At 66.0% G+C, this 13904-nt stretch carries 12 protein-coding genes and 2 pseudogenes; 8 read left to right on the top strand and 6 right to left on the bottom strand.

The genetic code is table 11. The annotated features are described in order from the left end of the window. Positions 1–141 precede the first annotated feature (141 nt). The 3 genes and pseudogenes from CJ010_RS14880 to CJ010_RS14870 form a co-directional block, all read left to right on the top strand. Positions 142–639, top strand: coding sequence for a hypothetical protein (locus CJ010_RS14880; protein ID WP_141018757.1), 498 nt, complete (start codon positions 142–144; stop codon positions 637–639). 92 nt (positions 640–731) lie between these two features. Beyond that, a pseudogene (locus tag CJ010_RS14875) lies at positions 732–887 on the top strand (transposase); the annotation flags it as partial. A 967-nt stretch (positions 888–1854) separates the two neighbouring features. Then, positions 1855–2663 (top strand): annotated as a pseudogene (locus CJ010_RS14870) (IS3 family transposase); the annotation flags it as partial. 369 nt (positions 2664–3032) lie between these two features. Here CJ010_RS14870 and CJ010_RS14865 read toward each other — a convergent pair. From CJ010_RS14865 to CJ010_RS14840, 6 genes are all read right to left on the bottom strand, one after another. After that, positions 3033–4817, bottom strand: coding sequence for a GspE/PulE family protein (locus tag CJ010_RS14865; RefSeq protein ID WP_141018756.1), 1785 nt, complete (start codon positions 4815–4817; stop codon positions 3033–3035). Between the two features lie 283 nt (positions 4818–5100). Beyond that, positions 5101–6357, bottom strand: coding sequence for a putative Na+/H+ antiporter (locus CJ010_RS14860; protein ID WP_141018755.1), 1257 nt, complete (start codon positions 6355–6357; stop codon positions 5101–5103). 396 nt (positions 6358–6753) lie between these two features. After that, the gene (locus CJ010_RS14855) at positions 6754–8427 is read right to left on the bottom strand and encodes an isovaleryl-CoA dehydrogenase (protein WP_141018754.1); all 1674 of its coding nucleotides are present in this window, start codon (positions 8425–8427) and stop codon (positions 6754–6756) included. A gap of 52 nt (positions 8428–8479) precedes the next feature. Then, entirely contained in the window at positions 8480–9595 is a 1116-nt protein-coding gene (locus CJ010_RS14850; RefSeq protein ID WP_141018753.1) for an exo-alpha-sialidase, read from the bottom strand. Between the two features lie 24 nt (positions 9596–9619). Further along, positions 9620–9889: a MoaD/ThiS family protein gene (locus tag CJ010_RS14845; RefSeq protein WP_141018752.1), complete on the bottom strand. Its 270-nt coding sequence runs from the start codon at positions 9887–9889 to the stop codon at positions 9620–9622. 48 nt (positions 9890–9937) lie between these two features. Further along, a complete protein-coding gene (locus CJ010_RS14840) occupies positions 9938–10285 on the bottom strand; it encodes a 4a-hydroxytetrahydrobiopterin dehydratase (protein ID WP_141018751.1) in 348 nt (115 codons plus the stop codon). 400 nt (positions 10286–10685) lie between these two features. On the opposite strand from CJ010_RS14840, the gene CJ010_RS14835 reads away from it, so the two are divergent. From CJ010_RS14835 to CJ010_RS14815, 5 genes are all read left to right on the top strand, one after another. Further along, complete coding sequence (locus CJ010_RS14835) at positions 10686–11042, top strand: YciI family protein (protein WP_141018750.1); 357 nt, start codon at positions 10686–10688, stop codon at positions 11040–11042. A gap of 123 nt (positions 11043–11165) precedes the next feature. After that, complete coding sequence (locus CJ010_RS14830; RefSeq protein ID WP_141018749.1) at positions 11166–11585, top strand: VOC family protein; 420 nt, start codon at positions 11166–11168, stop codon at positions 11583–11585. Positions 11586–11612: 27 nt separating this feature from the next. Then, on the top strand, positions 11613–12095 hold the full coding sequence (locus tag CJ010_RS14825; RefSeq protein WP_141018748.1) for a DUF1579 domain-containing protein: 483 nt from the start codon (positions 11613–11615) through the stop codon (positions 12093–12095). 10 nt (positions 12096–12105) lie between these two features. Next, positions 12106–12522, top strand: coding sequence for a YciI family protein (locus CJ010_RS14820; RefSeq protein ID WP_141018747.1), 417 nt, complete (start codon positions 12106–12108; stop codon positions 12520–12522). Positions 12523–12531: 9 nt separating this feature from the next. Beyond that, entirely contained in the window at positions 12532–13797 is a 1266-nt protein-coding gene (locus tag CJ010_RS14815) for an RNA polymerase sigma factor (protein ID WP_141018746.1), read from the top strand. Positions 13798–13904 lie beyond the last annotated feature (107 nt).

Raw genomic sequence — 13904 nt, 5'->3', positions numbered from 1 at the left:
TGTATCGGGCACCATGCAACTATCGATAATCCCATAGGCATGATGCTTCGTGAGTGTCATGTCGCGGAACGGGTTTGCGATGGCTGGCTGGCTCAGGAGGCGCTGTCTTAGGCGAGTGCCGATCTATGGATGAATGGATGTATGGATGTTCGCGAAGTTGTCGGAAATTACCGGAATGAGGCGGTAATCGTCGCGTGGCTGCTTATCAGTCAGGCGGTGATGCAGCTGGTGTTGCGAGGATATTTCGCCGACGAGCTGGCGCTTCTGGCCGATGTACTCCAGGGATATGTGCCAACTCTGCGCCGAATGGAAAACGACGCGCTTTTCAGTGTCGCGGCAGCGAAATCTCAGGCTGCATTGATGGTGTGCCTGATACCCGTCGTGTTTGCGACGTACTTCGTCGTCAGGGGCGATGAGGTGTTCGCTAGTGTCCGGAAGAGGGGCGTGGAAAATACCGCCGTATTCATGGTTTTCTATACCGTGCTTATTCTCGCGTTGGCTTTCCTGGGGTTGAACGTCAGAGGGCCCGGTCGGCTGTTCGAAAGCACTCCTGCGGGCTTTTCATTGTTGTCGGCCCAATTTTCCCTGTTTGTCGGGCATTACTTCAGGGCAGTCGTTGCGGTTGTGTTCGGTAGATGAAATCTCAATCGAGGACGAGTGGGATTGACCTGCTCCGGGCTTTTCGGACCATCTGAAACTAAGAGGATGGCTTCCAGGAGGAAGAGGAAGTCATGCGCAAGAGCCGTTTTACCGAAGAACAGATGGTCAAGATCCTGCGGGAGGCGGATCGCTCGCCGGTCGCGGAGGTTTCGAAGAAGCACGGCGTGAGCGAGCAGATGATTTACACGTGGCGCAAGCGCTTCGGTGCCATGAACTCGGATGAGGTCAACAGCAGTGTTTGGGATTTTAATATTGGGAGGTAGTGCTTGATGAGGAGAATAGGGGGATACGATTTATTTTGCCGAGATATAAGAAAGGGTGTTGATTGGTACGTCAACCGATCTGTTGAAATTAATGAGTGCGTTGGAATCCTGTCTTTGTTTGGATGGATTGGAGTCTATCTTTTTGCATATTTTTTTTCGGTGGTCTGCCAGAAAATGTCATTAAAATAGTTGCGCTGTTTTCTATGTTGGGTCTTATTGTTTCCTTGAGTATATATATCCGGGTGCAAGGCCGCGTATTGGGTGGTGATGTCAGCTATGACAATATTCAGATTGTTGTTTGCAATGCTTGGGCTTCGGGGGACGTTAGTATTAGGAGAATGTGTGTTCTGTTCGCGCTTTCTAGATTAATGAATGCATTCTTCGGTGGTATGGCTTGCGCATCTGTGTTCCTCCTGGTTGGTAAGGGAGGTGTATGAAATTAGCATTGTCTGTGTCGGGGAAGCGGCTACTCTAGCGAATAATCTCAATGTGATGATGCAATGGTGATGTCGTTCTTAGTATTTCTCCGGGCTGTGTGATGCCGGGGCATGCAATTTTATAGAAATTCTGATTTTTATTGGGGTGATCTAGAGGTGAGAGTCTTCCGTTACCCGAGTGTTTTGGATTTTGCAATTCCTTCTATCGCTTATTTTTTTTTCAGGAAGATAGTGGTCTTGAGTTTGTCATTATTTTGATTTTTCTTGCATGCGTAAGGTATCTACTCGCTTTTGTGTGGTTTGGTGCCTACCAAGAGAGGTCAAGTGATGGGGTTAAGAAGCAATTTGTTCTTGTGATGGTTTCAGCCTTCTCTGCTTATGTATGGCGGGAGGGTGGGTTTGCATTGATGGTGTCGATCTATTTTTTTGCTGTGTGGATTCTAGAACTAGTGTCTGGTTTTCTGTTGAGAGGCAAGAAACGAGCTTGAGTGATAGTGAGCCAGAGCGGCTTTCGGGCCTGGCAGGGCGGCGCCACACCGGACCGCAGACGACTGACCGACGGCCAGGCGTTGGTTCTGATCCGCACGATTCACCAAGAGGTTCGGCAGGCGTACGGCGCCAGGCGCATTCACGCCGAGTTGCGTGGGCGTGACTACCGGATCGGTTTGCCGCGCATCGAACGCCTGATGCGTGAGAACGGCATCCGGGCGCGGCACAAGCGGCATTACAAGGCGACGACGGACTCCAGGCACAGCCTGCCCGTGGCGGCATGTGCTGGATCGCCACTTCGCACCTGAAGCCCCGAATCGCGTGTGGACGGGCGACATCACCTACATCGCCGCGGCTGTATCTGGCAGTTGTGATCGATCTGTTCAACCGCGAGGTGATCGGTTGGTCGATCAAGTCGCGGATGACGACCGACCTGCTACTCGATGCGCTGTCGATGGCGTGGTTCCGCCGTCGGCCCGAACCCGGGGTGCTGTTTCACTCTGACCGCGGAAGCCAATGCGCTAGTCATGCTTACCAGGCCTGCCTGGCTACCTACGGCATGCGCAGATCGATGTCGCGCAAGGGCAACTGCTGGGACAACGCCCCGACCGAGAGCTTCTTCAACAGCCTTAAGAACGAGCAGGTTCATGGCGTGAGCTATGCGACTCGCAACGAAGCCACGAGTGATTTGTTCCAGTACATCGCCGTGTTCTACAACCGGAGCCGCCGCCACTCCACCTTGGGATATCTGTCACCGACCACGTTCCTTCAGAACTGGATCGAACGGCAGGATCAGCAGGAAATGACTGCATGAAGGCGACTGCTTAGAAGGCGGAAAACGTAGGGCACCTCACCTTCGTGCTGGCGCTGCTCGCGGCCCTGCGGATGAAGCCCCGGCTAGCGCGCGACGCCAGGCCCTAGGCCCGGACAAACGAACAACCCGGCTATCGACGTGTTGCCTGCCGGGCGCCAACGGAAGGGTCAATGTTCCGTTCTTCGGCGTCACCGGGTCGGAGGTCGCAGGGCGAACACGCAGTGTTCCTTCCCACGTCCTTGTCCTTTATCGTCTGATAACCGGGCTGCACTCCGGTTATAGGACAGCGCAGGGGCGGGGGCAACCGCGATTTTCGAGCGTGCCGCCGGGGCTCCACGTTGTGCTCGACGACGCGCGGCGGAGGCCGCTTCAGCCCTCGTTCGCCGGCGGCGTGCAGCGGGCGATTTCGTCGGCGGTGGTGTTGCCGGCGGCGACGTGGCGGGCGCCGGCGAGGCGCAGCGGCTGCATGCCTTCGCGCACCGCCTGTTCGCGGAAAGGGGCGAGGTCCATGCCGGGCTGGACCATGCGGCGCAGGGCGGGCGACATCACCAGCATCTCGTGGATGCTGGTGCGGCCCATGTAGCCGGTCATGCGGCATTCGAGGCAGCCCTTGGGGCCTTTAGCGTGCTGCGGCACCGGCGCCTTCCACGGCTTCACCAGGTCGTTCCATTCTTCTTCGGACGGCGGCGTCGGCTGCTTGCAGTGCGGGCACAGCGTGCGCGCCAGACGCTGGGCGAGCACACCGAGCAGGGTGGAGCGGATCAGGTAGGGCGGCACGCCGAGGTCCATCAGCCGGGTGATGGCGGTGGGGGCGTCGTTGGTGTGCAGGGTGGACAGCACCAGGTGGCCGGTCAGCGCGGCCTGCACCGCCATCTCGGCGGTTTCGAGATCGCGGATCTCGCCCACCATGATCACGTCCGGGTCCTGCCGCAGCAGGGTGCGCACGCCGCTGGCGAAGTCGAGCCCGATGTTGTGCTGCACCTGCATCTGGTTGAGGTGGGGATAGATCATCTCGATCGGGTCTTCCACCGTGCACACGTTCATCTCGGGCGTGGCGATTTCCTTGAGGGTGGAATACAGCGTGGTGGTCTTGCCCGAGCCGGTGGGGCCGGTGACGAGGATGATGCCGTGGGCCTGCTGGTAGAGGCCGCGCCAGCGCAGTTCGTCGTCGCGGCCGAAGCCGAGGTCGGCGAAGGACTTGAGCTGCAGGCTGGGGTCGAAGATGCGCAGCACCAGCTTTTCGCCGAAGGCGGTGGGCATGGTGGACAGGCGCAGCTCGATCTCGTCGCCCTTGGGCGAGCGCGTCTTGATGCGGCCGTCCTGCGGGCGGCGCTTCTCCACCACGTCCATGCGGCCCATCAGCTTGACGCGGTTGGTGATCGCGGCCATCACCGGCGGCGGCGTCTGGTAGACCAGGTGCATCACCCCGTCGATGCGGAAGCGCACATTGCAGATCTCGCGCCGCGGCTCCATGTGGATGTCGCTCGCGCGCTGCTCGAAGGCGTATTGCAGCAGCCAGTCCACGATGTGCACGATGGCCTGGTCGTTGGCATCGAGCGATTTCTTGCTGCCCAGCTGCACCAGCTGTTCGAAGTTGCCGATGCCGGTGGGAATGTCCTGGTGCTTGTCGGTGGCCTGCCGGAGCGAACGAGCCAGGCTGTAGAACTCGGCGAGGAAGCGCAGGATGTCGGCCGGGTTGGACAGCACGCGGTGGATGCGGATGCGCAGCACCTGCTCCAGTACCGATACCCATTCGGTCTCGTAGGGTTCGGCGGTGGCGATGGTGACTTCGTTGCCTTGTACCGCCACCGGCAGGATGCCGAAACGGGTGGCGTAGGCATGCGATACCAGACCGCATACCGAGGACACGTCGATCTTGAGCGGGTCGATGTGGAAGTAGGGCACGCCGGTCTGCCCGGCCAGCCATTCGGTCAGCACCTCGGTGGTGAGCACGTCGTGCGGCGCCACTGCGCGCACCAGCCGGCGTTCGCCGATGAGCTGCAGCGGATGCAGGTCGTTGCGGCTGCGCATGCGCAGCACGGCCAGCGTGTCGTCGCGATCCTTGCGGGCGATCTGGCCGGCGGCGAGCAGGTCGTCGAGGATGCTTTCGGCGCTGAGGCGGGGACGGGCGGCGGGGGAGAGCTGGGTGGTCATCGGCAGTGCGGGCAAGGTGCCGCGATGCGGCGGAATCGGAGCAGCGGCAGGCTAGCGCATGCGCATGGCCCGGCTCAAGTGCGATGACGGATACAAACGGCATCGCCGGCGATGGTACGCCAGACGGCAGCGCGCAGGCGCGGCGCGGTTTTTGCGGGCGCTCGCCGCCTCGGATTGTTGGCGTTCCGGTACCGCGCCGATAACTGCCTACACATCGCCGACGAAAACCGGGAACGGACCGTGCCATTCCTTCATCGATCCCGGCTTCGTCGGCCGATGCGGACTACAGCAGGCGGAAGGCCAGGATTGCCACCAGCGTCGGCGGCAGCGCCGAGAACAGCAGGCCGAGCGGATTGACCGCTTCCTCGTCGAAGTTCTTGCGCAGGATGGACATGCCGGCCGGGTTGGGCGCGTTGGCGATCACCGTGAGGCCGCCGCCGGTCACCGCGCCGGCCACTACTGCCTGCTTGAATTCGACGCTCAGTCCATCCACCAGCGAGGCGAGGTAGGTCAGCGCCGCGTTGTCGGTGATGGCGGTGAGCGCGGTGGCGCCGAAGTACACCGTGGTCGCGTCCATCTGCGTCAGGATGGGCTGCAGCCACCAGGCCTGCTGCCCGCCCAGCACCACCAGGCCGGCGAGGAAGAAGGCCACCATCAGGCCTTCGCGCAGGATCAGCCTTTCCTGGTAGCGCGGGTAGGCGGTGGCCAGGCCCATGAACAGCAGGAAGACGCCGAGGAAGACCGGCGGATGGTGGGCGAAGGCCACGATCAGGAACAGCAGGAAGAGATGCACGCCCACCATGGTCAGCGGCACCTCGCGGCCGGCACCCACTTCGGCCGGCGGCAGCTTGCGCAGTTCCTGCTGGAAGATCAGCGTGAGGGCGAGGGTGTTCACCACGACCGCGACCGCCGCCTTCCAGCCGAAGTGCGACAGCATGTAGAGCGAATCCCAGTTCCAGGTGGTGGCCACCATCAGCACCGGCGGCGCGGCGAAGTTGGTGAGCGTGCCGCCGATGGAGACGTTCACGAACAGCGTTCCGATGGTGGCATACATCAGCCGGCTGGAGATGCCCTGGCTGTAGTAGCGCTCGCGCAGCATCAGCGCTGCCAGCGTCATTGCCGCCGGTTCGGTGATGAAGGAGCCGAGCAGCGGCACCACCGCCATGATGGTGAAGAACACCGCCACCGGTTCGGCCAGCGGCAGACTGCGCGCGGCGATGCGCACGATGGCCGATGCAAACTGCATCACCGGTTTGCTGGCGGCCACCACCATGATGGCAAACACGAACATCGGTTCGGTGTAGTTGCGGGTGTCGAGGTATTCGACCGCGGCGTCCTTGCCGACGGCGAAGCCCATGAAGACGATCAGGACGATGGCCCAGAAGCCGAACACCGCTTCGACCTCGCCGAGCAGGTGCCACAGGCCGGCATGTTTGGGCCGGGTATGCGCGAGGTGCTCGAAGAACTTGGTGGAGAAGGTGTGCACGATGGCGAGCGCGAAGAGCGTCGCGCCGACGAGCTGGATGGTCGTTGGATTCATGCGTTTCCTGGCAATCGGGGTGAGTGGGAGCGGGCTGCGCCGCAGCCGGTGGGTTGCAGCGTGCGGGCGTTACGGGGAGATACGGCGCTGGCGGGTGCGGGCGGCTCGCGCGGTGGCGGGCGCAGCCGGCCGCGTGCAATGCAGGGCGACAGGGCGAGGGCAGCCGGCGCAGGGCGCGCGCTTGCGGCGGGCGGGGCGGGGTCGGCGGAGGGCTGCAGGCGCAGCCGGACCTGGAGGGCGAGGTGTCGGTTCACGGGCGTACTCATGCACCGTGCGGCGGCCCGACCGACACGAGAAACCTGTTCGCCCGACAAGCGCCGAACGAACACCCGGGGCGAAGCTTACACAAGCCGGGGGGCATTCACCAAGCGCGACGGCCGCGGGGCGGGGCGCCGCTCACAGATCCGGCCAGGCGCGTTCGATCAGCAGGGCAGCCGCCGGGGTGGCGTCGAGCAGGCCGGCCACCTGACCGCGGCGGCGGTCGAAGCGGCTGGCGATGAAGGCGTCCGCCACTGCCTGGGGCGCGTGGCGCAGCAGCAGGCAGGCCTGGGCGATCAGCACCAGTTGCATGGCGACGCAGCGCGCCTGCCATTCGTTGTCGGCGGCTGCGCGCAGGGCACTGGCGAGGGTATGCAGCGCGGTGGCCAGAACGGGTTCGCCGGCGCAGGTGTCGCCGAAGTCGCGCAACAGCAGCGCCGCGCCTTCGGGATCGCGGGCCAGGGCGCGCAGCACGTCCAGGCACATGACGTTGCCCGAGCCCTCCCAGATGGAATTGACCGGCGCCTCGCGGAACAGCCTCGCCATCGGGCCGTCCTCGACGTAGCCGTTGCCGCCCCACACCTCCATGCACTCCCCGGTAAAGGCGACCGCACGCTTGCAGATCCAGAATTTGGCCGCCGGGACGAGGATGCGGCGCCAGGCGCGGGCCAGGGCGCAGCGTTCGGCGCCTGCGTCGGGCGTGTTGCCGCTGTCGGTGTCGACCGTCGCGGCCAGCCGCATCGCCAGCATCGTCGCCGCTTCGCATTCCAATGCGAGGTCCGCGAGCAGGTTGCGCATCAGCGGCTGGTCGATCAGGGTGTGGCCGAAGCTGCTGCGGTGGCGGGCGTGGTGCAGGGCTTCGACCAGCGCGCGCCGCATCAGGGCGGTGCTGCCGAGCACGCAGTCGAGCCGGGTCTGCGCCGCCATCTCGATCAGCGTCGGAATACCGCGTCCGGGCTCGCCGATCAGGGTGCCGACCGCGTCCTGGAATTCCACTTCGCCCGAGGCGTTGGAGCGGTTGCCGAGTTTGTCCTTGAGCCGCTGGATGCGCACCGCGTTGCGGCGGCCGTCGTCCAGCCAGCGCGGCACGAAGAAGCAACCGAGCGTGTCGTCCTCGGTACGCGCCAGCACCAGGTGGGCGTCGCAGGTCGGCACGGAGAAGAACCATTTATGGCCTACCAGCGCGTAGTCGCGGCTGCGGCCGCTGCCGTCCAGCGGCCGGGCGCGGGTGGTGTTGGCGCGCAGGTCGGAGCCGCCCTGCTTTTCGGTCATTCCCATGCCCAGCGTGATAGAGCGCTTGGCCGCCAGCGGCAGGTCGCGGCCGTCATAGTCGCGCGTGGCGAGCTTGTCGGCCAGCGCGGCGTAGAGCGCCGGCTCGCGCCGCAGTACCGGGATGGCGGCGAAGGTCATCGTCACCGGGCACAGCGAGCCGGCCTCTACCTGGCCATGCAGGAAGAAGCTGGCGGCGCGTGCCACGTGCACGCCGGCACCCGGCTCCGTCCAGGCAGCGCCGTGCACGCCGTCGGCGTAGAGCAGTCCCATCAGGCTGTGCCAGGCGGGGTGGAAGTCGATCCGGTCGACGCGGTGGCCAAGCCGGTCGTGGGTCTGCAGCACCGGCGGGTGCCGGTTGGCGAGTTCGGCCAGACGCTGCGTCTCGGCACGCCCCAGACGTTCGCCCTGCGCCTCCAGCGCCGGCACCCGCCAGGCGGCGCCTTCGCGCACCACCGCTTCGCGCAGCACGGTGTCGGTGGCGAAGAGGTTGTAGTCGATTAGATCCGGGACCTGGTTGAACACCTCATGGGTTTCCCACATGGTTCCTCCAGCGGGCGGGTTTTCGGATGGCACGCCGGGCGCGCCGCGGGCTTCAACCGAAACGGACGCAATAGATGGGCGGCAGATGGGCCGACACGCACTGCCAGCGTCCGCCGCCGTCTTCCGAGATCCACAGCGCGCCGGTGGTCGAACCCATCGCCAGGGTCTCGCCGCTGTCATCCACCGCCAGTCCGTGGCGATAGACGAGGTCGTAGCCGGGGGCCGGGGGCAGGCCTTCCGACAAGGCTTCGAAGCTGGCGCCGCCGTCGCGGCTGCGGGTGACCACCAGCCGGCCTTCGACCGGGATTCGGCATTCGTCCTTCACCGCCGGCACGAACCAGGCGGTGTCGGGCCGCAGCGGGTGCGCCGCCACCGTGAAACCGAAGCTGGACGGCTGCGCCACCGCGTCTTCCCAGTGATGACCGGCGTCGACCGAGCGGAAGATGCCGTTGTGGTGTTGCACCCACATGACCTCGGGCTGGGCGGCACACTGGACCAGGCGGTGCGGATCCTGGATGGTCGGGTCGTCGCGCCGCTCGGGCGGCATGTAGTCGGCGTGCATGCCGAGCGTGGTGCAAGTCCAGTGTTCGCCGCCGTCGTCGGTCTGCCACACGCCGCCGCAGGAGACGGCGACGGTGAGGTGGCGGCTGTCGCGCGGATCGACGCAGATCGAGTGGATGCCGGGGTAGTCGTAGCCGCCGCCGAACCACAGGGCGCGCTCCGGGCGGTCCCACAGCGGACGGTTCAGCGTCCAGCTGTCGCCGCCGTCGGCCGAGCGGAACAGACCGCCCGGGATGGTGCCGGCCCACAGCACGCCGGCCTCGTCGGCGCCGCCAGCTTCCAGCGACCAGATCTGCTGCAGCGACCAGGGGGCCGCCGGCGGCTGGTCGGGCGTGGGCGGTGGCGGCGGGTCGGCGGTTTCCGGCTGGGGCGGATAGACCGGCACCGCGCAGGCCTCCCAGTGCGCGCCGCCGTCGCGGCTGCGCCACAGCTTGACGCCGAAGTGTCCGAGGTTGAGCGCGGCGTAGAGCGTGCCGTCGCGCGGATCGGCCAGCGCCATGCTGACCGGTTCGCCGATGAAGTGGGGGGCCGTCAGCTGCCAGCCGCCGGCCCTGCGATGGAGGATGAAGAGGCCCTTGCGGCTGGCGACGAGCAAGCGATCGTTCATGACATGCGCCTCCCTTGGGGTGCCTCAGCCGCCGGACAGCGCCTGGGCCACGTAAATTTCAGCGTCGATGGGGACGGCCTCGTCCAGCCGGCGCCGGTCGCGCAGCGCGACGCCGTCGATGAACACGGCGACGTGGCGGCGCAGGCCGCCCTGGTCGTCGAGCAGGTAGCCGCGCAGCATCGGCTGCAGCGCGAACACGCTGGCCAGCGCCTCGCCCACGGTGGGCGCGTCGACCTCGCAGGCCGGGCAGGCTACGTGGCGCTGGATGGCGGGGGCGATGACGACACGCGGCATGGCGGGCACCGGCGGGGCGATGACTGCAGTGTAGGAAATTCCGCCGGATTATTCCTCCGGCGTGCCGGCGATTTCGTTGGTCTTGGCCGCCATGATGAAATCGTTCTCGTGCAGGCCCCGTATTTTCTTGGTCTGCCACGACACCGTGGCACGCCCCCAGCCGAAGCTGATGTCGGGATGATGGCCCTCGTCCTCGGCGAGCTGGCTGACATCGACCACGAAACGCAGCGCGCTGCGGTAATCGCGGAAATTGAAATGGCGCTCTATCCGGCGGCCGTCGTCGGCCAATGCCCAGCCGGGCGCATGGCTGAGATAGCGCTCGGCTTCGCTGCGGTCCAGGGCAGGCATGCCACCCTGGCAGGGGGTGCAGGTCCGGGTGGAGAGTTCGTCGCGCATGGGGAACCTCGCCTTCGTTCGCAAAGTTGAAAGAAGACAACAGGTCCGATCCGCGCGCGCTACCGCCGGCCTGAAGGGACGACGAGGCCTTGCGGCCCCCTTTCGGGCGGGCTGCCGCGGCGCAGGTGGCGCACGCGGTCGTGACCGGCTGATGCGTCGGGGAGGCGGTGTCAAAGGAGAACCGCCGTGCCCCATGGCTGTAGACAGCGTGCGTGGCAAGGGTTCTGGCGAGTTTTGCCGATGTTGCTGGTGCGTTCGCGCTCGGCCGCGCTCCTGCCGCCGGGTCGGGCTGTTTCAATTTGGGCAAAATGAAAACCCGCGCGCCGGCGGATCGCGACCTACAAAGAGGGAAGCGGACGGGCCGCAGCACTGCCGCGCGCCACCAGCCAGGAGGAAGTCGATGCCGTACATGCTGTTGATCATGGAACCGACCGGGCAGCGCAAGACGCGGACCGAGGACGAGGGGCGCGCGCTCTACCAGCGCATGCTGGACTTCGGCGCCGACCTCGAGGCGCGTGGCCTGTTGCTGGCGACAGAGTCGCTGCACTCCGACGCGGAAGGTGTGCGGGTCCAGGTGCGCGAAGGCAGGCGCATGGTCATGGACGGACCGTTTTCCGAAGCCAAGGAGATGGTCGGCGGCTTCTTCCTGCTCGCCTGCGAATCGCGTGCCGAGGCGGTGGAGATCGCCGCGGCCTGCCCGGCGGCCGAGTGGGCGACGGTCGAAGTGCGGGCCTTCGGACCCTGCTACGCCGGCTGATAAGAAATATTTTCGGCGGCGTGTCGATTGCGCTGCGCGCCGTTCGACGTAGGGATGAGCAGGGCACAGTCCTGCCAAGCGTCCGGCACGCCGTGCCGGAGCTCAAGCCCAAGGAGACGAACCATGCTGGTCCAGCCCTATCTGTTCTTCGACGGTCGCTGTGAAGAGGCGATCAACTTCTACCGCGACGCGCTCGGCGCCCAGGTGTCGATGCTGATGCGTTTCAAGGAAAGTCCCGAACCGCCGCCGCCCGGCGCGGTGGCGCCCGGCTCCGGCGACAAGATCATGCACGCCGCCTTCACCATCGGCGACACCACGGTGATGGCCTCCGACGGCGGCTGCAGCAGCCAGACCGAGTTCAAGGGCTTCTCGCTGTCGATCACGGTGGACGACGCGGCCGCCGCCGACCGCGTGTTCACTGCCCTCGCCGACGGCGGCCAGGTACAGATGCCGCTGGGCCAGACCTTCTTCTCGCCGCGCTTCGGCATGGTGGTCGACCGCTTCGGCGTCGGCTGGATGGTGATCGTGCCGGGGCAGGCCTGAGACCCGGGGAGGAGGACGAGGATGAACATGAATATCGAAGCAGGCGAGGAACACCGCTGGCTGCAGCGGCTGGTGGGTGAGTGGCGCTACGCGTGCGAAATGGCCTGCGAGCCCGGCCAGCCGGCGCAGATCTGCGAGGGCAGCGAGCGGGTGCGCAAGCTGGGCGAGCTGTGGGTGCTGTGCGAAGGCGAGGGCGACATGCCCGACGGCGGCCGTGCCGCGATGCTGATGACGCTCGGCTTCGACCCGCAGCGCGGCCGCTTCGTCGGCAGCTGGATCGGCTCCATGATGACCTGGATGTGGCGCTACGACGGCCAGCTCGACGCCGGACGCCGGGTGCTGACGCTGGACACCGAGGGGCCGAGCTTCACCGCCGAGGGCAAGCTCGCGAACTACCAGGACATCATCACGCTGGGCGACGACGGCCAGCGCACGCTCACTTCGCGGGTGCAGGGCGAGGACGGCGAATGGCGCCCGATCATGAGCGCCCAATACACCCGCATTGCTTAGGAGGAAGACCATGCGCTTCATGATCATCGTCAAGGCAACCAGGGACTCGGAGGCCGGCGTCATGCCCGGGGAAAAGCTGCTCGCCGAGATGGGCGCCTACCACGAGGAACTCGCCAGGGCCGGCGTGCTGCTCGACGGCACCGGCCTGAAGCCGAGCTCGGCGGGCTGGCGGGTGCGTTACCACGGCAAGGAACGCAGCGTGATCGACGGGCCCTTCACCGAATCCAAGGAGCTGATCGCCGGCTATACCCTGATCCAGGTGAAGTCGCGCGAGGAGGCGCTGGAATGGACGCGGCGCTTTCCCAACCCGGTGGGCGAGGGCATGGACGCCGAGATCGAGGTGCGCCAGCTCTTCGAACTCGACGACTTCGGCCCGAGCGAGGCGGTAGACCGGATGCGCGAGATCGGCATGGGTACGGCGGGCTGACCGGGTCCGATGGGGAGCGAAACCCATTGCAGCATCGAAGCGATCTGGCGGATAGAGGCGGCGAAGATCATCGCCGCGCTCACCCGCCGGGTGCGCGACGTCGGCCTGGCCGAGGAGCTGGCGCAGGATGCGCTGGTGGCGGCGCTCGAGCAGTGGCCGCGCGATGGCGTGCCGGTCAACCCGGCCGCCTGGCTGATGGCTGCGGCCAAGCACCGCGCCATCGACCACTTCCGCCACCGCGCGCTGCACGAGCGCAAGGAAGCCGAGCTGACCTGGGAGATCGAGGCCCAGCTGGCGGACGGCGCACCGCCGGCACCGGGGGCCTCGCTGGAAGACCCGGTGGGCGACGACCTGCTGCGGCTGGTCTTCATCGCCTGCCATCCGGTGCTGTCGCGTGAGGCGCGGGTGGCGCTCACCTTGCGCCTGCTCGGCGGTCTTACCACCGACGAGATCGGCCGCGCCTTCCTGGTGGCCGAGCCGACTGTCGCCCAGCGCATCGTGCGTGCCAAGCGCAGCCTGGCCGAGGCGCGGGTGCCCTTCGAGGTGCCGGAGGCGGGCGAGTTGGCCAAGCGGCTGTCGTCGGTGCTGGAGGTGATCTACCTCATTTTCAACGAAGGCTATTCCGCCACCGCGGGCGACGACTGGACGCGGCCCGAACTGTGCGGCGAGGCGCTGCGGCTTGGCCGCATCCTCGCCGGGCTGATGGCGGACGAGCCGGAAGTGCATGGTCTGGTGGCGCTGATGGAGATCCAGGCTTCGCGCCTGCACGCGCGGCTCGGACCCGACGGCGAACCCGTCCTGCTGATGGACCAGAACCGCGCACGCTGGGACCGCCTGCTGATCCGCCGCGGCCTGGCCGCGCTGGCCCGGGCCGACGCGCTCGGCGGCGCCTATGGGCCGTACGCGCTGCAGGCCGCCATCGCCGCCTGCCATGCGCGCGCCGCCGATGCAGCGCAGACCGACTGGGTGCGGATCGCGGCGCTCTACGACGCGCTCGCCCAGCTCACGCCTTCGCCGGTGGTGGAACTCAACCGCGCAGTGGCGCTGGCGATGGCCTTTGGTCCCGCGGCCGGGCTGGATGTGGTCGATGCGCTCGCCGACGAGCCTGCGCTGCGCCACTACCATCTGCTGCCCAGCGTGCGCGGCGATCTGCTGCAGCGGCTGGGGCGCGATGCCGAGGCCGCGGTCGAGTTCCGGCGCGCCGCCACGCTCACCCGCAACCTGCGCGAACGCAATCTGCTGCTGGACCGCGCGCGACGCTGCGCCGGCCTCTGAGGGGCATCGCAGCGGGTCGGCAAGGCGCGGGTCATGAATCCGCATGGCTACGGCATCGGCAGTCGCCTATATCGAGATCAGGGGAATATTCCGATCGTGTGGGGCGA

Source organism: Azoarcus sp. DD4 (assembly GCF_006496635.1).
GTDB lineage: Bacteria > Pseudomonadota > Gammaproteobacteria > Burkholderiales > Rhodocyclaceae > Azoarcus.
This window is presented reverse-complemented; position numbering and strand designations above follow the sequence as displayed.